Annotated in this window: 23 protein-coding genes; 2 read left to right on the top strand and 21 right to left on the bottom strand. The window is 35.2% G+C overall.

What is annotated here, in order from left to right:
- Positions 1–7: 7 nt before the first annotated feature.
- Entirely contained in the window at positions 8–328 is a 321-nt protein-coding gene (locus H8718_RS01820; RefSeq protein WP_249331305.1) for a hypothetical protein, read from the bottom strand.
- 133 nt (positions 329–461) lie between these two features.
- Here H8718_RS01820 and H8718_RS01815 point away from each other — a divergent pair, with 133 nt between their 5' ends.
- The gene (locus H8718_RS01815) at positions 462–881 is read left to right on the top strand and encodes a transcriptional regulator PerR (RefSeq protein WP_177669361.1); all 420 of its coding nucleotides are present in this window, start codon (positions 462–464) and stop codon (positions 879–881) included.
- A gap of 54 nt (positions 882–935) precedes the next feature.
- Here H8718_RS01815 and H8718_RS01810 read toward each other — a convergent pair whose 3' ends face one another.
- The 20 genes from H8718_RS01810 to H8718_RS01715 form a co-directional block, all read right to left on the bottom strand.
- On the bottom strand, positions 936–2,099 hold the full coding sequence (locus H8718_RS01810) for an aminotransferase class I/II-fold pyridoxal phosphate-dependent enzyme (protein WP_249331353.1): 1,164 nt from the start codon (positions 2,097–2,099) through the stop codon (positions 936–938).
- Positions 2,100–2,101: 2 nt separating this feature from the next.
- Positions 2,102–2,587, bottom strand: a complete 486-nt coding sequence (locus tag H8718_RS01805) for an Lrp/AsnC family transcriptional regulator (protein ID WP_177669357.1) — start codon at positions 2,585–2,587, stop codon at positions 2,102–2,104.
- A 1-nt stretch (position 2,588) separates the two neighbouring features.
- On the bottom strand, positions 2,589–4,232 hold the full coding sequence (locus tag H8718_RS01800) for a GGDEF domain-containing protein (protein ID WP_249331304.1): 1,644 nt from the start codon (positions 4,230–4,232) through the stop codon (positions 2,589–2,591).
- 124 nt (positions 4,233–4,356) lie between these two features.
- Positions 4,357–4,710: a stage V sporulation protein AE gene (gene spoVAE, locus H8718_RS01795; protein WP_177669985.1), complete on the bottom strand. Its 354-nt coding sequence runs from the start codon at positions 4,708–4,710 to the stop codon at positions 4,357–4,359.
- Positions 4,711–4,736: 26 nt separating this feature from the next.
- Positions 4,737–5,744: a stage V sporulation protein AD gene (gene spoVAD, locus H8718_RS01790; RefSeq protein ID WP_177669353.1), complete on the bottom strand. Its 1,008-nt coding sequence runs from the start codon at positions 5,742–5,744 to the stop codon at positions 4,737–4,739.
- 10 nt (positions 5,745–5,754) lie between these two features.
- Positions 5,755–6,198 carry a stage V sporulation protein AC gene (gene spoVAC, locus H8718_RS01785; protein WP_177669351.1) on the bottom strand — a complete coding sequence of 148 codons (444 nt, stop codon included), beginning with the start codon at positions 6,196–6,198 and terminating at the stop codon, positions 5,755–5,757.
- A gap of 21 nt (positions 6,199–6,219) precedes the next feature.
- Entirely contained in the window at positions 6,220–6,645 is a 426-nt protein-coding gene (locus H8718_RS01780) for a stage V sporulation protein AB (RefSeq protein ID WP_177669349.1), read from the bottom strand.
- Positions 6,642–7,268: a stage V sporulation protein AA gene (locus H8718_RS01775; protein ID WP_177669347.1), complete on the bottom strand. Its 627-nt coding sequence runs from the start codon at positions 7,266–7,268 to the stop codon at positions 6,642–6,644. The genes H8718_RS01780 and H8718_RS01775 overlap by 4 nt, the downstream gene beginning before the upstream one ends.
- A gap of 405 nt (positions 7,269–7,673) precedes the next feature.
- The gene (gene purD, locus H8718_RS01770; RefSeq protein ID WP_249331302.1) at positions 7,674–8,933 is read right to left on the bottom strand and encodes a phosphoribosylamine--glycine ligase; all 1,260 of its coding nucleotides are present in this window, start codon (positions 8,931–8,933) and stop codon (positions 7,674–7,676) included.
- A complete protein-coding gene (gene purN, locus H8718_RS01765; RefSeq protein ID WP_177669343.1) occupies positions 8,930–9,514 on the bottom strand; it encodes a phosphoribosylglycinamide formyltransferase in 585 nt (194 codons plus the stop codon). Before purN ends, purD begins: the two co-directional genes overlap by 4 nt.
- Complete coding sequence (gene purM / locus H8718_RS01760) at positions 9,502–10,530, bottom strand: phosphoribosylformylglycinamidine cyclo-ligase (RefSeq protein ID WP_334299071.1); 1,029 nt, start codon at positions 10,528–10,530, stop codon at positions 9,502–9,504. Before purM ends, purN begins: the two co-directional genes overlap by 13 nt.
- 22 nt (positions 10,531–10,552) lie before the next feature.
- Positions 10,553–11,956 (bottom strand): amidophosphoribosyltransferase, encoded by a 1,404-nt coding sequence (purF, locus tag H8718_RS01755; protein WP_177669339.1) that lies wholly within the window; start codon positions 11,954–11,956, stop codon positions 10,553–10,555.
- 10 nt (positions 11,957–11,966) lie between these two features.
- On the bottom strand, positions 11,967–12,671 hold the full coding sequence (gene purC / locus H8718_RS01750) for a phosphoribosylaminoimidazolesuccinocarboxamide synthase (RefSeq protein WP_249331300.1): 705 nt from the start codon (positions 12,669–12,671) through the stop codon (positions 11,967–11,969).
- Positions 12,672–12,684: 13 nt separating this feature from the next.
- Positions 12,685–13,173: a 5-(carboxyamino)imidazole ribonucleotide mutase gene (gene purE / locus H8718_RS01745; protein ID WP_249331299.1), complete on the bottom strand. Its 489-nt coding sequence runs from the start codon at positions 13,171–13,173 to the stop codon at positions 12,685–12,687.
- A gap of 14 nt (positions 13,174–13,187) precedes the next feature.
- Positions 13,188–16,916, bottom strand: a complete 3,729-nt coding sequence (locus H8718_RS01740; protein WP_249331298.1) for a phosphoribosylformylglycinamidine synthase — start codon at positions 16,914–16,916, stop codon at positions 13,188–13,190.
- 263 nt (positions 16,917–17,179) lie between these two features.
- Positions 17,180–17,902: an RNA polymerase sporulation sigma factor SigF gene (sigF, locus tag H8718_RS01735; protein ID WP_177669332.1), complete on the bottom strand. Its 723-nt coding sequence runs from the start codon at positions 17,900–17,902 to the stop codon at positions 17,180–17,182.
- A 33-nt stretch (positions 17,903–17,935) separates the two neighbouring features.
- Entirely contained in the window at positions 17,936–18,361 is a 426-nt protein-coding gene (gene spoIIAB, locus H8718_RS01730) for an anti-sigma F factor (RefSeq protein ID WP_177669330.1), read from the bottom strand.
- Positions 18,362–18,386: 25 nt separating this feature from the next.
- Positions 18,387–18,725, bottom strand: coding sequence for an STAS domain-containing protein (locus H8718_RS01725; protein ID WP_249331297.1), 339 nt, complete (start codon positions 18,723–18,725; stop codon positions 18,387–18,389).
- An 86-nt stretch (positions 18,726–18,811) separates the two neighbouring features.
- Positions 18,812–20,218: a tetratricopeptide repeat protein gene (locus H8718_RS01720; protein ID WP_249331296.1), complete on the bottom strand. Its 1,407-nt coding sequence runs from the start codon at positions 20,216–20,218 to the stop codon at positions 18,812–18,814.
- A 3-nt stretch (positions 20,219–20,221) separates the two neighbouring features.
- The gene (locus H8718_RS01715; protein ID WP_177669326.1) at positions 20,222–20,365 is read right to left on the bottom strand and encodes a hypothetical protein; all 144 of its coding nucleotides are present in this window, start codon (positions 20,363–20,365) and stop codon (positions 20,222–20,224) included.
- A gap of 175 nt (positions 20,366–20,540) precedes the next feature.
- Here H8718_RS01715 and H8718_RS01710 point away from each other — a divergent pair, with 175 nt between their 5' ends.
- Positions 20,541–20,903 carry an ArsR/SmtB family transcription factor gene (locus tag H8718_RS01710; RefSeq protein WP_177669324.1) on the top strand — a complete coding sequence of 121 codons (363 nt, stop codon included), beginning with the start codon at positions 20,541–20,543 and terminating at the stop codon, positions 20,901–20,903.
- Positions 20,904–20,932: the final 29 nt, after the last annotated feature.

Genomic DNA, 20,932 nt, shown 5'->3' with positions numbered 1-20,932 from the left:
CCACTTTTTAACGACATTGTCTTTTTAACATTTGCAATATAGGCTTTATTGTCACTCCCTTATTAAAGCATTTTTCTAAAGTTTTAGTACCTATTATTTCATTTATTTCCCGTTTCACACGTGGGTCCATGTCCTCTAGCGCCATTTGTATAATACCTAGTGTCACATAAAGTGCTATACTTTCCTCTTGATCTAGCATATCTTCATATTGATCAATAATTTGGGTAGTAGCCTCCTGAATGGTATACCCTTCTTCCATATACACATCCCATTCAGCCTCAATATGCTCAGCAAAACCAAAGTTTAACATTTCTCCTAAATCTGACATTCTTACCCCTCCAACCACTTTTACTGTATATGTATTATAGATATTTATTAAATATTCCTTTTTATAGTTGCATTTTGATCTAGTATGTACTAAAATAAAAACATAATATTAATTATTATTTAGGAGTGATTTTATGCTTTCTACAGCAGGGTTGCTACGTGAGCGTCATTTAAAGGTTACGCCACAGAGGCTTGCGATTTTTCATATGCTTTCGCATACCAATATTCACCCAAGTGCTGAAATGATTTATAATAGTTTACGTGAGACACATCCAACTATGAGTCTTGCAACAGTTTATAAGACTTTAGATGCACTTGTAAAAGCTGAACTTGTTCAGCAAATCAATGTAGGGGAAGATTCTTTTAGATACGATGCAAATATAACTTCACATCCGCATATTATCTGTACTTGTTGCCATCAAGTATTTGATTTAGAAGAAGATGCATTACCAAATTTAAAAGCACTTGTTTCAGAGAAAACACACTTTAAACTTTCTCATGAGCAACTTTATTTCTATGGCGTTTGTCCTGATTGTCAAGGATCCGTACATTAAAAAATAAAATAACCTCATCCAATATCTATATCGGATGAGGTTATTTTATTTTTCTCACTTTAAGTGTTTTTTTACAAATACTTCTATTCTTGCAAGTGCTTCTTTAATAACTTCTATAGAATATGCATAAGATGCCCTTACAAAGCCTTCTCCGCTTTCTCCAAAAGCTGTACCTGGTACCACTACAACACGTTGGTCCATAAGCAGCTTCTCACAGAATTCTTCGCTAGTCATCCCCATACGTTTAATACACGGAAAGACATAAAAAGCACCTTTAGGCTCGAAACAGGATAAACCCATACTTCTAAAGCCATCTAACATAACACGTCTTCTCTGGTCATAAGCCTCCCGCATTTTTCTTACATCTTCATCTCCACTTCGCATAGCCTCAATACCTGCATACTGACTTGTAGTAGGTGCACACATAATAGCAAATTGATGTACCTTTATCATCATACTAATAATAGGTGCAGGTCCTACTGCATACCCTAATCTCCATCCAGTCATAGAATAAGCTTTTGAAAAACCACTAAGTATCACCGTACGCTCATACATACCTTCAATATGAGCAATGGAAACATGTTCTCCTCCATAGGTAAGCTCTGCATAGATTTCATCTGATATAACGATAATATTTTTATCTCTTAAAACCTTGGCAATAGCCTCTAAATCTTCTCTTTCCATAATGGCACCTGTAGGATTGTTTGGAAAAGGTAAAATAAGAATTTTAGTTTTAGGTGTAATAGCCTTCTCAAGTTCATGGGCTGTAAGCTTAAAATCATCTTCTTCCCTAGTTGGTATAGGTACAGGTACTCCACCTGCTAATACTGCACAAGGCTTGTAAGAGACAAATGAAGGCTCCGGAATAAGCACTTCCTCCCCTGTTTCAATAAGAGTACGTATAGCTAAATCTATTCCCTCACTTCCGCCTACTGTTACAAGGCACTGTTTAGTCGGTGAGTATATGAGATCAAATCTTCTTTGCATATAGCGGCAAATCTCTTGTCTAAGCTCAAGAAGCCCTGCATTAGCAGAATATACTGTCTTACCTTTTTCTAAAGAATAAATTCCTTCTTCTCTCACATGCCAAGGTGTATCAAAATCAGGTTCTCCTACCCCAAGTGAAATAACATCTCCTATTTCATTGGCTACATCAAAAAATTTTCTTATCCCTGAAGGAGGCATCTGTGCCACCTTTTTAGCAATCATATCTTCTATTCTCATGGTGATACAATCATCCTTTCATCTTTTTTAATTTCTTCAAAGATGACACCATGATCTTTATATTTGTTTAGTACAAAATGTGTCCCTGTACTTAATACGGCATCTAATGGTGCAAGCTTTTGTCCTACGAAAAGCGCTACTTCTTTCATGGTTTTGCCTTCTATAATAACAGTTAAATCAAAACCACCTGACATGAGATAAACAGCTTTCACTTCACTGAAACGGTAGATACGTTCGGCAATTTTATCAAAGCCTTCACCTCTTTGAGGGGTCACTTTAACCTCTATAAGGGCTGTCACTACTTCCCTATGCTCTACTTTATCCCAATTAATAAGTGTCTTATAACCACATATGATTTTGTCCTTCTCCATCTCTTTAATAGAATCTACTACTTCCTGCTCTTCTAAACCTAACATAAGTGCTATATCGGCTGCACTATATCTGCTATTCTGTTCAAGCAATTCTAATATTTTTGTTTTCATTTTAAACTCCTCCATCACCCATTATTGTATTGTAAAAACATACATTGTTACGTGTACTCTTTTTAACTTGATACATAGCTTCATCTGCCTTCTTTATAACATCCTCTATATGCACATCGTCATCAGGATAAAAAGCCCCACCAATACTTACCGTAATTCTACTAGCGTCAGATATCATTTTTTTAAAATCATACTGCTCAATATACTTGCATAAATCATATGTTTTTTCTTCTAACCAGTCTTTTTGTATACTAGGGATAATCACTACAAATTCCTCTCCTCCATACCTTATAACAAGACTTTCTTTTGAGAAAGTTGCTTGTATAATATGAGAGACTGTTTTTAGTACTAAATCACCGGTAGCATGCCCATATCTATCGTTAAGACTTTTAAAATGATCAATATCTATAAAGAGCACACCTATACATCCCCCTATATGCTTTATCTTTTTTTCATACCGAGGCAAGACCTCCTCCATATAGTGGCGTGTTTTAGCACCTGTTAACTGGTCATAAATAGCTCTTGTATGTGCTGTCTCTAACTTTTGAAGCTTAAATAATACAATGCCTGCATGATTTACAATCTCATTAATATGTCTGCACGTATCTATTTCAAGTCTATCTTGTACATTAATGAGTATGAGTCCACATTCTTTATTATCTTTCATAAGGTTAAACATATAGACATACTTCTCATGGTTTCCTGGCAAAATCGTATAGGTATAATCTAGTCCATCTCGTTTATCGTTAAGTACAATAGGCTCAAAGTTTAGAATACAGTTTTTATATGCTTTATATTCCCTAATATTCTCTATTTCTTTTTGCACATAAACCATTTTAAATGGTATGCTACTATCTCCTATACCTCTATCGAGTAATACCTCTTCATAAGTATACATTTTAGAATTACTTTCTATGCCATTTTCATCATATAAAATAATACCTATTCCAGTCTCTTCTATGAGTTTATATATATTTTTAAGCAACTGACTTACTACTTCTTCTAATGTAATGGCTTGATAAATAGCAGTATTCATACTATAGAGATTCGTTACACTCTGATTAATTATTTTAAGCTGTTGCACTTCTCTTTGTAATCGGCTTATCTTTTCCCTAGACTTTTTGTGCTTCCTAACTATGTAATAAAACCAATAACTTATTAAAATAATGATGGCAACACTCATATAAAAACGCTGTATTTTTAAAGCATAAAAGTATTTATAAATGCTCTTATAAACAAAAAAAGTATTTCCTAACAAACCTATAATAAGTAAGGCTGTTACTATACTGCTCTCATATCTTATAAAAGCTATAATCCCAAGTAAAATCATAAAAAAATAAATAAATCCATTTCCATATTGACTCATCACATAAGCAAATAGGTCAAGTATCATTAAATCTACTAGCCATTCCATAATCCCAAGATAATATTGCCTTTTATAGGTTGTCCCATATTTTTTGCATAATTGATAAATAGACGCAGTCCATACTGAAGTCATAACACTCAGAATACTTACACTTTCAAATAATGATTCGTTATAATACATGTCTGTTTCTAAGTTAAATACTATAGAAAAAATAATAATATATCTAAATAGACAGAGTGATTGTTCCAATTTTATAAAATCTTTCTTTTCAAGTAACATCCCCTACCCCCATTTAATAAATTATTATAGTTGTGTGTATTATAACATATTTTCAGATAATTATATACCAAAATAATCCAAAATTACACAAAAAAGTGTCAATTTTATCAATTGACACTTTTTCTTATTTACTTTTTGGGTTAGAAAGAAGGGCCGCAAAATATCCAAATACAATGGCAGCTGTAATACCTGCCGCTGTAGCTTTAAGACCTCCTGTTAAAATACCCATATATCCTTCTTTAGCTACTTCATCCATGGCCCCTTTAGCTAGTGCATAACCAAATCCTATAATAGGTACAGTTGCACCTGAACCTGCCCAGTCTACAAAAGGTTCATAAATACCTAATGCAGTTAGTATTGCACCAGCTACTAGGAAGATAACCATAATACGTGCTGTCATAAGCTTTGTACGATCCATAAGAATTTGACCAATCACACAAAGTAAACCACCTACTACAAAGGCTTTTATAAGATCTATTGCAAAATCCATGTACTTTCCTCCTCTTATTCACACCAGATGCTTACAGCATGTGCAATTCCTGTAATGTTGTCACCTTGCTGAGTAGAACATAGACTCATTAACGCACCTGTTGGTACAAGTAAGATTTTCTTTAATTTTTTATCTTTTAACTGTTGATAGAAGTATCCTGAAAATAAAGATGCACTACATCCACAACCACTTCCTCCAGCGTGTGTATCCTGAGCCTGATTATCAAAAATTAATAGACCACAGTCTTGATGTACTGCAGATATATCTGTTCCTAATTGTTTTGTAAGATCCAATAATATATCTGTTCCACATTGACCTAAGTCCCCTGTAATAATAGCATCATAGTCTTCTGGTTTTTGATTCGTATCTTTTAGATGAGTCAAAATCGTATCAGCTGCTGCTGGTGCCATAACAGCTCCCATATTAAATACATCGGTTGTATTAAAATCTACAATTTTGCCTGTTGTAATGCTATGAATTTTGGGTCCTGTACCTGTCTTACCTAAAAGTACAAAACCACTACCTGTTACAGTCCACTGCTGTGTAAGCGGTCTTTGCCCACCATATTCGAGTGGATAACGAAACTGCTTTTCAGCTGTACAATAATGACTACTTGCACCTGCAATTACATAATCCGCATAGCCACCACCAATAATAATACTTCCAAGGCTCATAGATTCTCCCATTGTAGAGCAAGCACCGTATAAGCCAAAAAACGGAATATTAAAGTCTTTAATACCATCTTGTGTACTGTTAATTTGATTTTCCAAATCACCACAAAGAATATATTGAATATCTTCCTGCCTTTTACCTGACTTTGTAAGAAGGCCTTGTACTGTTTGCTTAATTAACATACCTTCTGCTTTTTCCCAAGTTTTCTCTCCAAGTAACTCATCTTCTAGCACTGTATCAAATACGCTTCCCATAGGCCCTTGCCCTTCTTTTGGACCTACTGTACTATAAGTTTCTAAAATAACAGGCTTATTTTGAAAAACAATTGTTTGTTTACCTAGATGTCCCATATGAATCCTCCTATAAGAAATAATAAAGGATGCCCACAATTACACTTGAAATTGTCCCAAATACAATAACAGGTCCTGCTACTGTAAAGAGTTTTGCACCCATTCCAAAAATGTAGCCCTCTTTTTTATATTCCATTGCAGCACTTACCATAGAATTTGCAAATCCTGTAATAGGAATGATACTACCAGCACCTGCATAGTTACCGATTTTATCATAAAGATTAAGTGCTGTTAAAATGGTACTAAGTAAAATAAGCGTTATAGTGCTTAATGTACCTGCATCAGGTTCTGAAAACCCTATATAAATAAATCCTTCTGTAATAAGCTGTCCGATTAAACAAATAGTGCCACCTACCCAAAAAGCTTTAAAAGAATTTTTGAGTACTTCATTTTTAGGTGAATGCTTATCTACGACAGTTTGATAATCCTTTTTGAGTGTTGAAACATCTGCCATATAATTCAGCTCCTTTATAAGTTAATGAAATCCTGGATATAAGTAATAAAATAAAGTTCCTATCATTTTACCGAATGCAAAGGCTAAAACGGCCATGTAAGCGCCTCTTTTAAGCTTTAATCTACTTTTACTAATAGGAATTACATCTAAAATCTCTGCTATTGCAATAGATAAACAGCCTACAAATACGCCAAAAGCTAACCCAAAGAAAGCAATAATTATTTTAGGAATAGGGAGGTAAATATCCCATATATATAAAATAGTTCCTGTTATAACACCTAATAAAGATACATTTGCAAAGGCAAAGTAATGCAATGTTACTTTTGCTTTTGTGGCAAGTCTTGGAATAATACCAATAGCATTAATAAAAGATAGAATACCCGTTGAAATAATAATCCCTGTTGCAAAACCCCATAGTATACATACTCCTGCATAAAGTACACTCATTCTTCATACTGTCCTCTCTTTTCAGCTATTAAGGTATCAATAATTGTATCCTCTACCTTGGTTTCATATTCATTGATTTCAACTTGTATAGGGGTAGGATCTTCTGTAAGTTTCTTTGTACCAATATGGTTATAAAATACAATAATCCCAAGAGGCATCCCAATGGCATAAGGAACAGTCAGCCATGCGGGGCTATCATTAATTTCTCCTGTAAAAACTTTGTATAAAGTCGTAAAAGTTTTAGCCATAGATACGTCTGTTTGATAGGCCATAATAGCTACTGTAGCACCTGCAAAAACAATGATACAAACTAAAATAAGCTTTACCCATTCCCATACTGGATGTGGCTTAGGCTTAACAGGATTATATTCAATGACCCCATCCATTTCCCCCACATTTTGCACAGATATATCTGGATACTCCTTATGAATAGCATCTATAATGGTAATAATACTAACTACAAAATGTGTGAGTTTCGTAACTTGTGGTTTAAAAAGACAGATGCTCTCAATCTGAGATTTAAGATGTTTAGGTGCACTTATATCAGCAACATCTTTAATTTGTATTTGCCTTTTCCCCTCAATTTTATTGTTTTTATAAGGCTTGATATAAATCTCCTGCATTTACTCACCTCTTTCTTCTATAAGCCCTATAGCATGAGATTTGTATAAAGTTATTATGATTTTATTTTGCAAAAATATACTTATTTGACACAACAAAAAGCCGTAACCCCCTCATAGAGGAGACTACAGCTAAAAAGAACTTTTATAACTCAATAGGATTATATTTCTTCTTCACCAATGTAATCCTTTATAAATGTTGATAAACGATGATTATGAGGGCTCTTCTGGAATTTTAGCTCTTTGTACACTTCCTTGTACCTCATGTACGTGTCTTTGTTGCTCTTCGTTATTGAAACAACTCATTTCTAATTCTTCCTTGCCTAAAAAGATTCCATCTCATCACTCTCTTTAAACCAAAAAAGGGTAGCTAAGCTACCCTTCTAAATAAAAAATTTTAAAACTCTCTTATTCTATCTTTCCGATATCAGATCTATACTGCATACCCGCAAAATGAATTTTCATGACTTCTTTATAAACTGCATTCCTTGCTTCTTCAAGTGTATCCCCAAGTCTTGTTACTGCAAGCACTCTTCCGCCATTTGTTAAAATTTGCTCATCTACAAGTTTTGAACCTGCATGATAAAGATAAGTATCTGCCTCTAATGTATCTAGTCCATTAATGACTACATCCTTTTCACTTGTTTCTGGATAGCCACGACTTGCAAGAACAACTGTCACACTTGGTTTACTATTCCATTTAAGCTCAATTTGACCAAGCGTTCCGCTCATACAAGCATGGAATATGTCTACTAAATCTGTCTCAAGACGAGATAAGATGCTTTGTGTTTCAGGGTCTCCAAAGCGTACATTAAATTCAAGTACCTTAGGTCCTTTTTCATCAATCATAAGACCAATAAACAAGATCCCTCTATAATCCAGTTCTTCAGCTTTAAAACCCTGAATGATAGGTTCTAAAATTTCTTTTTCAATTTGGATCATGACTTTATCTGTAATAATAGGATTTGGTGAGAACCCCCCCATTCCCCCTGTATTAAGACCACCATCATGATCTAACGCACGTTTGTAATCTCTAGCTGTTGCAAGTGGTACAATGCTTTTGCCATCTACAAAGCAAAGCAGAGAGGCTTCTATACCATTTAGGAATTCTTCAATAACAAGTTTATCGCCTGCCCCTTTAAACTTATTGCTGAAAATTTCACGAATAGCTGTTTCACCTTCTTCATAGCTCTGGGCAATAATAACACCTTTCCCTGCTGCAAGTCCATCTGCTTTTACAACTACAGGTAAGCTAAAAGTTCTAACTGCTTCTAAAGCTTTCGCTTCTTCTTCTTTAGTAAAGGTTAAATATTTTGCTGTTGGAATATCATATTTAGTTAAAAAGATTTTTGTAAAATCTTTGCTTCCTTCAAAAGTACTGCATGCTTTATTTGGTCCAAATACATTTAACTGTGCTTCTTGGAAAGCATCTACAATACCGAGTACAAGTGGCTCTTCTGGTCCAATCACTGTTAAGTCAATAGCATTATCTTTTGCAAAATTTACAAGTTTTTCAATTTCATTGACTGCAATATCTACATTTGTATATTTTGTTGCTGTTCCACCATTACCTGGTGCTACAAATAGATTTACTTCTGGTCTAAAGCGTTTAATCGTATCTGCAATAGCTGATTCACGTCCACCGTTTCCTACGATAAGAATATTCATGCTCTTTCCTCCTCTAGCTTTTTAATGGCTTTGACTAATATTTTGTGTTCAACTTCATGAAGTACACGCTTTTGAAGCTCATCAGGTATATCTGTTTCATAGACAGGTACTTTTTCCTGAAGAATGATTTCTCCTGTATCAATCCCTACTTCTACGAAATGTACAGTGGCCCCACTTTCTTTTTCCCCTGCTGCAAGAACTGCTTCATGTACTTTAATACCATAATAGCCTTTACCGCCGAATTTAGGTAAAAGAGAAGGATGAATATTAATCATACGTCCTTTATAAACTTCAATCATATTGGCATCTACTATTTTAAGGTAGCCTGCAAGGACTACTAATTCTACATCATGTTCCTGTAAACAATTTAGAACCTTCACATCATAATCTGCTTCTTTTGGATTAATGAAATAGGCTGGAATACCGTGCTTTCTTGCACGTTCTAATCCAAATGCCTGTTCTTTATTAGAAAGGACACAGACAATCTCACTTTTGAGATTGCCTGCCTCTACTGCGTCAATAATACTTTGAAGATTACTCCCTGATCCTGATACCAGTACACCTAGTCTTAATCCTGACATAATATAACCTCTTTGTTACCCTCTACAATTTCACCAATTATAGTTGCCTCTTCACCAACTTTACAAAGTGCTTCTACTACTTTATCAGCATCTTCTTTTGCTGTAACAATCATCATCCCAATACCCATGTTGAATGTATTGTAAAGTTCATTGATTTCTAAACCACTTAATTTTTCAAGAAGTGTGTAAACTTTAGGTGCATCGATAGCATTAAGACTAATTCTTGCATCTACACCTTCTGGAAGCATACGTGGTACATTCTCAATGAAGCCACCACCTGTAATATGCGCGATACCTTTAAGTTCTGCAGCTTCTTTTGCAGCCATAACTGCTTTTACATAAAGTTTAGTTGGTTTTAAGAAAGCCTCACCATAAGTTTCACCTAGCTCTTCGCAATATGCATTAAGGTCTAATTTATAAGTATCAATTATTTTTCTAACAAGTGAATAACCATTACTATGTACACCTGATGAACGAAGTCCAATGATTACATCTCCAGCTTTCATCTTGCTTCCATCAATCATTTTAGCTTTATCTACAATACCTACTGCAAAACCAGCTACATCATATTCACCATCTTTGTAGAACCCTGGCATTTCCGCTGTTTCTCCCCCTACAAGAGCACATAAACTTTCTTTGCATCCTATTGCTATACCTTTTACAATTTCAGCAACTTGCTCTGGAGAGATGCGTCCGGTTGCGATATAATCAAGGAAAAAAAGTGGAATAGCTCCACTACATAAAATATCATTTACACACATAGCTACACAGTCAATTCCAATTGTATCATGTTTATTCAAATCAAAAGCAAGCTTAAGCTTTGTCCCTACACCGTCTGTTCCTGACACAAGAACAGGTTCTTCCATACCCATGTATTTTGCAATCGAATAAGAGCCACCAAAGCTACCAATATCCGTTAATACACCATCTGTAAAAGTAGATTTAACGTGTTCCTTCATTTTGCTTACCGCTTCATAACCACGATGTACATCAACACCTGCATCTTGATAAGTAATTTTATTTGACATAGCCATCCTCCTATTTATCTTCCTCATTCATTGGGTTTAGTGGTACTTCCATTGGATAGTTCCCATTAAAGCATGCACGGCAGAAATTACTACTTCCTCCACATGCTTCTTTTAATCCTTCTAATGAAAGATATGTAAGGCTGTCTGCCCCAATATAATCTTTAATTTCTTCAATAGACATCATTGCCCCTACTAATTTTTCACGATCTGGCGTATCAATACCAAAGTAACAGCTGTATTTAACTGGAGGTGAAGTAATACATACATGTACTTCTGTTGCTCCCGCTTTACGAATTTGTTCTACAATGCGTTTACATGTTGTACCACGCACAATAGAATCATCAGTCATCACAACACGTTTACCCGCTATATTATGTTTAAGTGGGTTTAGCTTAATACGTACTGCATTTTCACGCATCTCTTGTGTTGGCTGAATAAAAGTACGGCCAATGTAACGATTTTTAGTAAATCCTTCCACAAAAGGAATACCTGATGCTTTAGAATAACCTATAGCAGATGGTATTCCGGAGTCTGGTACTGGAATAACAACATCTGCTTCAATACCTGCTTCACGACAAAGGATTTCCCCTGCTTTTTCTCTAAACTGATACACACTATTGCCATCAATAACACTATCAGGTCTTGCAAGATAAATCAGTTCAAATACACAAAGCTTCTTTTGGCACCAACTTTTGGGTTTAATACTTGTTAAGCCATCTTGATCAATGATCACCATTTCTCCCGGCATAACATCTCTTACAAACTCCGCATCAATAACATCTAATGCACAGCTTTCAGAAGCTAATACATAACCATCTTGGAGTTTACCAATACATAGTGGACGAAGACCATGTGGATCACGTGCTCCAATTAATTTATCTTGTGTTGTAATAACAATAGCATACGCACCTTTAATAAGCTGCATAGTATTACGGATAGCGGATTCAAGTCCTCTATTATAATGACGTGCAATAAGATTTAAAATAGCTTCAGAATCCGTTGTAGATTGAAAGATAACCCCTTCATCTTCAAGCATCTCCCTTACGCCTTCACTATTTGTAAGGTTCCCATTATGAGCAAGTGCAATAGAACCATGTTTATACTTTGCTACAAGTGGCTGACAGTTACTAAGGTCTTTATCCCCTGTTGTAGAATAACGTACATGTCCAATTGCAATATTGCCTGTAAGGCTTTTTAAATTGTGTTCATTAAAGACATCGCTTACAAGCCCCATACCTTTTGTACTTTCTAGTTTACCCTCTTTATTAACGGTAATCCCTGCACTTTCCTGACCTCTATGCTGAAGTGCATAAAGGCCATAGTAAACGTAGTTTGCTGCATCTATTCTCTCATTAAGATATACACCAATTACGCCGCATTCCTCATGAAGTGTATCCCCATCAAAATAATTCATAGTTCACCTCTTACTTTGTTACTCTATTAAGCATTTCTGCATAAACTTCTTCTACACCGCCCATATCACGTCTAAAACGGTCTTTATCTAATTTTTTATTTGTCTCTTTATCCCAGAAACGGCATGTATCAGGAGAAATTTCATCAGCTAAGATGATTTTTCCATCCACTCTACCAAGTTCAATTTTAAAATCAATTAATTTAACACCGATTTTGTCAAAGTATTCTTTTAAAAGCGCATTGATTTTAAAAGTCATCTCTGACATTATTTGAAGCTCTTCTGGTGTTGCTATACCTAAAGCTAAAATATGGTAGTCATTAATCATAGGGTCACCAAGTGCATCATCCTTAAGGCAAAATTCAAGTGTTGGGTTTTTAAGTACTGTACCTTCTTCCACTCCAAAACGTTTGGAGAACGAACCTGCTGCTACGTTACGTACAATCACTTCAAGTGGCACAATCTCTACAGCTTTTACAACTGTTTCACGATCGTTTAATTCTTCTACGTAATGTGTTTGAATTCCATTTTCTTCTAACATACGGCACATAATGTTGCTCATACGGTTGTTTACAACACCTTTGCCTAAGATTGTACCTTTTTTCTCACCATTAAAAGCTGTTGCATCATCTTTATAAGAAACAATGTAATATCTTTCATCTTCTGTGGTATAAACTTTTTTTGCTTTGCCTTCGTATAATAATGTTTGTTTTTCCATTTTAAATAGCCCCCTAATTATATTGATTTCTAATCATTTCATCTTTTTGTCTTACTTTAACTGCCATCTCTTCTTTGTAAGCTTTAAGCTTTGCTCTAATAGCTTCATCTGAAACAGCTAAAATTTGAAGCGCTAAAAGACCTGCATTCAGTGCTCCATCAATAGCTACTGTTGCAACTGGAATCCCTGGTGGCATTTGCACCATAGATAAAAGTGCATCTAAACCATCAAGTGTGTTTGATTTTATTGGAAGTGCTACAACTGGAAGTGTTGTGTAAGCTGCAAGTACACCGCCAAGATGTGCTGCCTTACCTGCTGCTGCTACAATAACTCCAATACCGTTTGCTTCAGCATTTCTTGCAAAACTTTCAGCTTCAGCTGGTGTACGGTGCGCGGAAATCACGCGCACTTCAACAGGTACACCAAAGCTTTGTACAACTTCTATTCCTTTTTCTACGATAGGTAGATCTGAATCGCTACCCATTACAAATGCTATTTTCATACCCTTAACTCCTTTTATTTGAAGTAATCTACGCCAGCTTCAAAGAGACGTTGATTTTTATGTCCTGGAATATTTTTGTGTACGCATTCACCTATACGTTCACTATGCCCCATCTTACCGATAATGCGGCCATCTTTTGATACAATACCTTCAATGTTATAAAGACTACCGTTTACATTAACATCTCCAGATTTTGTTGGATTACCATTGGCATCTACATATTGGCTGAAGATTTGTCCGTTTTTCACAAGTTCGTCAAGTACAACTTGTGGTGCTACAAAGCGCCCCTCACCATGAGAAAGTGGAATTTCATGTATATCGCCTACTGTTACATAACGAAGCCATGGAGACTGAACACTTGTAATCTTTGTTTTAGCCATAAGTGAAATATGTTTACCAATTGTATTGTAAGTAAGAGTTGGTGTTGCATGTGTCATTTCACAAATTTCACCATATGGAAGAAGACCAAGTTTTACAAGTACTTGGAAACCATTACAAATACCAAGTGCAAGACCGTCTTGTTCATAAAGATGCTTCATTACTGCTTCTGTGAGTTTTTCATTTCTGAAAGCCGCTGCAATGAATTTTGCACTACCATCCGGCTCATCTCCTGCAGAAAAGCCACCTGGGAAAGCAAGAATTTGCGCCTCATTAATTGCTTTTGCCATACGTTCAATAGAATCTTTGATTGCTTCTGGACTACGGTTAAGGAAAAGAACCTGTTCTACCTTCGCTCCTGCTTTTTCAAAGGCTCTTGTTGTATCATTTTCACAATTTGTACCTGGGAATACCGGAATAACAACTTTTGGCACTGCAATTTTATGTGTAGCCGTATAGATTTTAGATGGTTTATCAAAAGTTGCATCTACTGCATCTTCTTTAGCATCCACTTTTAAAGTAAATACTTTTTCAAGTGGCTTTTCCATGGTTAGCTTAACTTCATCTAAGCCTACAGTTACTTCATCTATTGTTAAGGTAGCTTCCTCTACTGTTTTACCTATTACTACGAAGATATCTTGCGTTAACGCCATTGCCACTTCATTTGAAACTTCTAAAATAAGATCCCCGTAGTTCGCTTCAAATGGGAGTACATCCAAACCTTTAAAACTTACATTTGCACCAATATCGTTACCAATTGCCATTTGACTAAGGGCGGTCACAAGGCCACCTTTACCAATAGCATAACTTGCAAGCACTTTTTGTTCTTTTGCAAGATTATAAACTGTATCATAAGCTGTTTTCATCACCTCAAAGTTTGGTACTTTATGCTCATCGACCGGAATATGTACATAAACAAGTTTGCTTCCTACTTCTTTAAAGCTACCACTTACACATGTCTTAGCATCTCCAATGTTGCAAGTGAAAGAAATAAGTGTTGGAGGTACTGTAAGCTGTTCAAACGTACCTGACATGCTGTCTTTACCACCAATTGCTGCAATGCCAAGTGCTTTTTGTGCTGTAAGTGTACCAAGAATAGCTGCTACTGGTTTACCCCATTTCGTTTTTTCTTCACCTAAACGTTCAAAGTATTCTTGGAATGAAAGATAAGTATCTTTATAATCTGCGCCAAGTGCTACAAGTTTTGCTACACTTTCTACAACTGCATATAAAGCACCATGGAATGGGCTGCCTTCTGAAAGATATGGATCAAAGCCATGTGTCATATAAGTTGCTGCTGTTGTTTCACCTTTAAGAACTGGGATTTTAGCAACCATACCTACTTCTTTTGTAAGCTGATTCTTACCACCATATGGCATAAGCACTGTACCAGCCCCAATTGTTGAATCAAATTGAAGACCTAAACCTTTTTGGCTTGCTACATTAAGATCCTTAAATGTATCTATAACATTTTCTTTTGTAAGTGTTCTTGTATCTTGTACCCAATTTGGTGCTGTTACATAAGCTTCTCTTTGTTGAGTAACCCCAGCACTATCTAAGAACTGACGGCTAATGTTAACAATTTCTTCACCACGCCATTGCATAATAAGGCGTTTTTCTTCTGTTACATCTGCTACCTTTACTGCATTTAAGTTTTCCTTCTCACAAAGTGCTACAACTTTATCAAAGTCTTTTGCTTCAATAGCAATAGCCATACGTTCTTGTGATTCAGAAATAGCAAGTTCTGTACCGTCAAGACCTGTATATTTAACTGGCACTGCATCTAGATCAATAATAAGACCTTCTGCAATTTCACCAATAGCAACACATACCCCACCTGCACCAAAGTCATTACAACGTTTAATACATCTTGAGAACTCTGGATTTCTGAAAATACGTTGAAGTTTGCGCTCTTCTACCGGATTCCCCTTTTGTACTTCACTCCCACACTGTTTAAGGGAGTCTTCTGTATGTTCTTTAGAAGAACCTGTTGCACCACCGCAGCCGTCACGGCCTGTTGCACCACCAAGAAGAATGATTATGTCACCAGCTTTTGGCTCTTCACGTCTTACAGCATCTGATTTAACAGCACCTACTACAGCACCTACTTCAAGACGCTTCGCTTTATAACCTGGGTGATAATATTCTTTAACTTCACCTGTTGCAAGACCTATTTGGTTACCATATGAACTGTATCCATTTGTAGCTGTCTGTGTAATCTTTCTTTGTGGTAATTTACCTGGGATTGTTTCATCCATAGATTCTGTAACATCCCCTGCTCCTGTTACACGCATAGCTTGGTACACATAGCTTCTACCTGAAAGTGGATCACGGATTGCACCACCAAGACAAGTTGCAGCACCACCAAATGGTTCAATTTCTGTTGGATGGTTATGTGTTTCATTTTTGAAAAGTACTAAGTAGTCTTCCATATTACCATCTACTTCAATAGCTTTTTCGAGTGTACATGCATTAATTTCATCTGACTCCACCATCTCTTTAAGCCCCCCCTGAGCTTTAAGGTCTTTCACAATGATTGTCGCCATGTCCATTAAACTTACTTTTTTATCTTTGTTGTTATAAAGCTCCCTTCTCATGCCTTTATAGACCTTAAAAGCTTCTTTAATTGGAGCTGCAAGTGTACCTTCTTCAATCTCAATATTTGTAAGCTCTGTCATGAAAGTTGTATGTCTACAATGGTCAGACCAGTAGGTATCAACTACTTTAAGTTCTGTAAAACTTGGATTACGTTTTTCTGAAACAAAGTAATTTTGGAAGTAAACAAGATCATCTAAACTCATTGCAAGTCCTTGCTCTTTTCTAAAGGCCTCAAGTCCTTCTCTTGTTAAATCAGTAAATCCATCCAGTACTTTAACGCTTTCTGGGACTGGATGCACAGTATTTAATAAATCTTTTGCGTCAAGTGCAACTTCTTCACTTTCAATAGGATTGATTAAGTGTTTCTTAACACACTCACATTCTGCTTGTGTTAATTCACCTTCAATAGCATAAACTTTTGAAGCTTTTACAAGTGGCATGAGTGTATGATCAATTGTTTTAATACATTGTACACATGAATCTGCTCTTTGATCATATTGTCCACTTAAGAAGCTTGTCATAAAGATAAAACCATTAAGTTCTGGCAATTCCCCTTCATATACTTCATCTGACTGTGGTTCAGAGAAAACTGTTTTTAGTGCTTTTTCATAAGCATCTGCTGTAATCTCTGCTACATCATAACGATTGAGTACACGTACATTTTTTACTCCTTTAATCCCTAAGAACTCTATGAGTTCATTTTGAACACGTTTTGCTTCAACATCAAAACTAGGTCTTTTTTCAACATAAATAACAAAGTTCTCCATAAGGTCCCCCTATTGAAAATTCTATTTTTTTTACAAAAGTTTATTTTCTTATGTATAAAGGGTACCACAGAACACTTCACATCGTCAATATATTTTCGAACATTTTATTTTATTATTTTTTTATAGTTCGTATTTTTCTTTTATTTGTTTTATCTTTATTATTTATGTTGTTTATTTTTATAGAGCACCCCCCTAAAAATCCGAACATTATAAAACACAAAAAACTCAGCAGGTAGAAATCGTTTTACCTACTGAGTTTTCAATTACGAGGAGTTTAGCATTCCCCTCATTTTTTTTAGAATACGTTTTTCTATACGTGACACTTGAACTTGTGAAATACCTAAAAGCTGTGCTATTTCTGTCTGTGTACGATCTTCATAATAACGATATACAATAATTTCTTTTTCTAATGGTTCAAGTGTTTCGATAACCTGCTCAATCACAATATGATCAATCATATTATTTTGCTGAGTAGGCGCCTGGTCTATCTTATCTTCAAGTGTAATAGGCTTACCATCCCCCTGGTGGATAACTGCACTTAAAGATTCAATTTCTGTATTCGCTTCTAACGCAACAATTACTTCTTCAAGCGGCAAATCTAAGCCCGCTGCTACTTCATTCATAGTCGGCTCTCTATCTAAACTCTTACAAAGTTCATCCTTCATCATTTTAGCCTTATAAGCTGTTTCCTTAAGAGATCTGCTCACCTTAATCATGCCATCATCACGCAGAAACCTTTTTATTTCCCCCACTATCATTGGCACTGCATATGTTGAAAACTTAACATTATAACTTAAATCAAATTTTTCAATACTCTTGAGAAGCCCGATACTGCCGATTTGAAATAAATCTTCCAGTTCATAACCTCTTCCTCCAAACCTTTTAACAAGGCTCCAAACAAGACCAATATTTTCTTCTACTAGAACTTCTTTAGCAATCTCGTCTCCTTGTTGTGCTTTCATAATCAATTTGATTGTATGATCCATAAGCTCCCACCTTTCTACCAAATGTGTGGGATATTAATAGAAAGTCTTTGTCATGGTGACTTTAGTACCTTTGCCAACCTCAGACTCAACAACTACTTGGTCCATCATAGACTGCATCACTGTAAATCCTAACCCTGCGCGTTCATCCTCTTCAGATGTTGTAAAAAGAGCTTGCATAGCTTCATCAATATTTTTGATTCCTTTGCCTTCATCTTTAACTTCAATGGTTACAAGCCTATCACTATAGGCACACCTAATCCAAATGGTGCGATTAGGGTCTGCATCATATCCATGTATAATACTGTTTGTTACAGCTTCTGAAACTGCCATTTTCACATCATACAGCTCGTCTACTGTAGGATCAAGCTGTGATAAAAAAGCAGCTACTGCAACACGTGCAAAAGATTCATTAAGCGAGTTGCTTGCAAACTCTATCTGCATGTCATTTGAATTTTGCATCTTCTTTCCCCCTATTACCATCTATTTATGCAAGGCTTTTAAAAGCATGCTCTTTGCTTTCATAAAGCTTCATTAATTTATAAATTCCTGATATGTTTAAAATTTGATCCACTTTAGTTGGTACATTGTATAAGCCTACATAGCCTCCACATATGGAAACATTGCGATAGCGTCCCATTAGTAGTCCTATCCCCGAACTATCCATAAATACAATGTTGCTAAAATCAAATAAAATATTTTTTGCACGTCTTTTTTGATACTCTCTATCTACTGTTTCACGTATCTCTACAGAAGTATGGTGATCAATCTCTCCAGATAGACTCACAATAAGTGTAGTGTCGTGCATACAAAACTCTATGTTCAATGCAGCACCCCTTTTCTTAAGTATTTTACTTCTATAGAATAGTATATTTTACAAATATTGTCAATCAATTTCTAATTTTTTACATTTTATTGAGAACCTTGTGTTTCAAGCTCTTTTACTCTCTCCTGAGCCTTTTTATAAACTAGAGTTTCTGTATAATCCTTAAGAACTATTTGATAATATTGTAATGCTTTAGAGATATTTTTATTATTTTCTTCTATCTGTCCCATATAGTATAAGGCATTACCACCATTTTTAGTTTTTGGTATAAAAATCAGTGTTTTTTCAAACTGTATCATAGCATCAATATACTGCTCGGCTTTATACAACTTATAGCCTTCGTTATAAAAAGCCTCTCCTGCCTTTGGATAAATACTTGCTTTCAATTCTTCATAAAGGGTTTTCTTATCTTCTTTTAAATCGCTAACAGAAATGTTATTAAGTACTTCTGCTGCACCTTTCATATCTCCTTTGTCTCTAAGCATGCGTACTTCCCAAAGCTTACTTTCCTGGCTTATTTTCATATATTCTTGTTTTAAATTTTCATTCTCCGCTAAAAGTTTTGTATTAGACTCTGTAAGCTTCCCTATTTTAGTTTCATAATCTTGCATAAAGGTATCAAGCTGCACTTTAATACTTGTATTTTCTGTTGTTCTATCATAAAGTTCTTGTTCAAGCTGGGCAGTTTTATTTGGCGTAATAAGGCCTACTTGTATACCAAACATACATAGCGCTCCAAATAAAAAGTACAGGACATAGTGTCCAAATATACCGCCTCTATTAATAACTTTTTGTGGCTTAATATCCGTCATAATATCTAAATCATTAATATGAGGTGCTTCTATGATGACGTCTGACATTTCTTCTATTTCTTCTTGTGGCATTTCTATCTCTTTTAAAAAATGTAATGCTTTTGTATTGCTTCCATCTTTCCTTAAGACATAATGAAGATGTGGCAATGCTTTATGATTTTGTTTCTGATATATATAGCATAGTGCTAATAAGTTACGTGCTTCTAGAAAATTAGGATTAATATGGATGGCCTTTTTAAGACGAATAATAGCCATATCATCATTTTTCTTCTGCATATAATGTAAGGCTCTATTGTAAAGTACAATACTATCTTTATAACTTTCAAGCTGCTTAGGATGATTTTGTAATTTTTCTATATATGTACTTGCAAGATTATCTTCTTTACAAAGTGCCTCACTTAAAATCCAGCTTTTAAGTGCTAAAGAAACCTGTCCAATCTCAAAATAAATAAGTCCTAAAAGGTTCTTTGCCTGAATATTATATTTATTATAATAAATAGCTTTTTCTAAATTGGGAATAGCTAATGAAAGTTCTCTTTGAGCTGCATGGCCATACCCTTTATTATAGTAATATTGACTTTTTTCATAGAAACCTATAATCCAATCTATTTTTTTTTCACAGATTTCACAATACTGTAAGGCTTCTACTTCATGATTGCAATATGGACATTTTACCTGCATAAATCAATTCCCCTGTTCATTAACTTGTTGATTCATCTTAATGAGATCTATAATATCTTTTATCTCTTCATTACTTATATGATCTTCAATACTATTAACCTCTAATACTGGTTTGAATTTTTCAAGTTCCTTTTCAAATTTAATCATACCTTCACCCCATTTCTCTTAACATGACACAAGTCTTCTATTTTCATAGTACAACCAACTTTTATTATAATCAACATTTATCTATAATGTATATAAATATTTAGTTAACTTGACATTCCTCTAACTTAAGGCTAACCTATTAATAATAGAACTTATAATGAATAGGAGGATTCTTATGAACGGAAAAGAAATAGATATATGCAGTTGTAATGTCATCCATACAGAGGTCGTTCAGAAAGTGATCCCTTGTATTTTAGATGAAAATAGTGCAACCGATTTATCCAGCTTTTTTAAAGTTTTTTCTGATCCTACACGTATCAAAATACTTAGTGCACTTTTCGTATCCGAAATGTGTGTATGCGACCTTGCTGCAGTACTTAATATGACCCATTCAGCTATTTCTCATCAGCTACGTACCTTTAAGGCCGCTAAACTTGTTAAAGCGCGTAAAGAAGGTAAAGTCGTTTATTATTCTCTTGCTGATTCACATATTCAGCAAATCTTTCATCAAGGCTATGAACATGTTAAAGAAGATTAAAAAATGTCTAGAGTCAGTCCTATGGCCTC

The sequence above is a fragment of the Zhenhengia yiwuensis genome, from assembly GCF_014384995.1.
Lineage (GTDB): Bacteria > Bacillota > Clostridia > Lachnospirales > Cellulosilyticaceae > Zhenhengia > Zhenhengia yiwuensis.
Note: the sequence above shows the minus strand (reverse complement) of the source record. Positions and strands in the feature narration are given on the sequence as shown.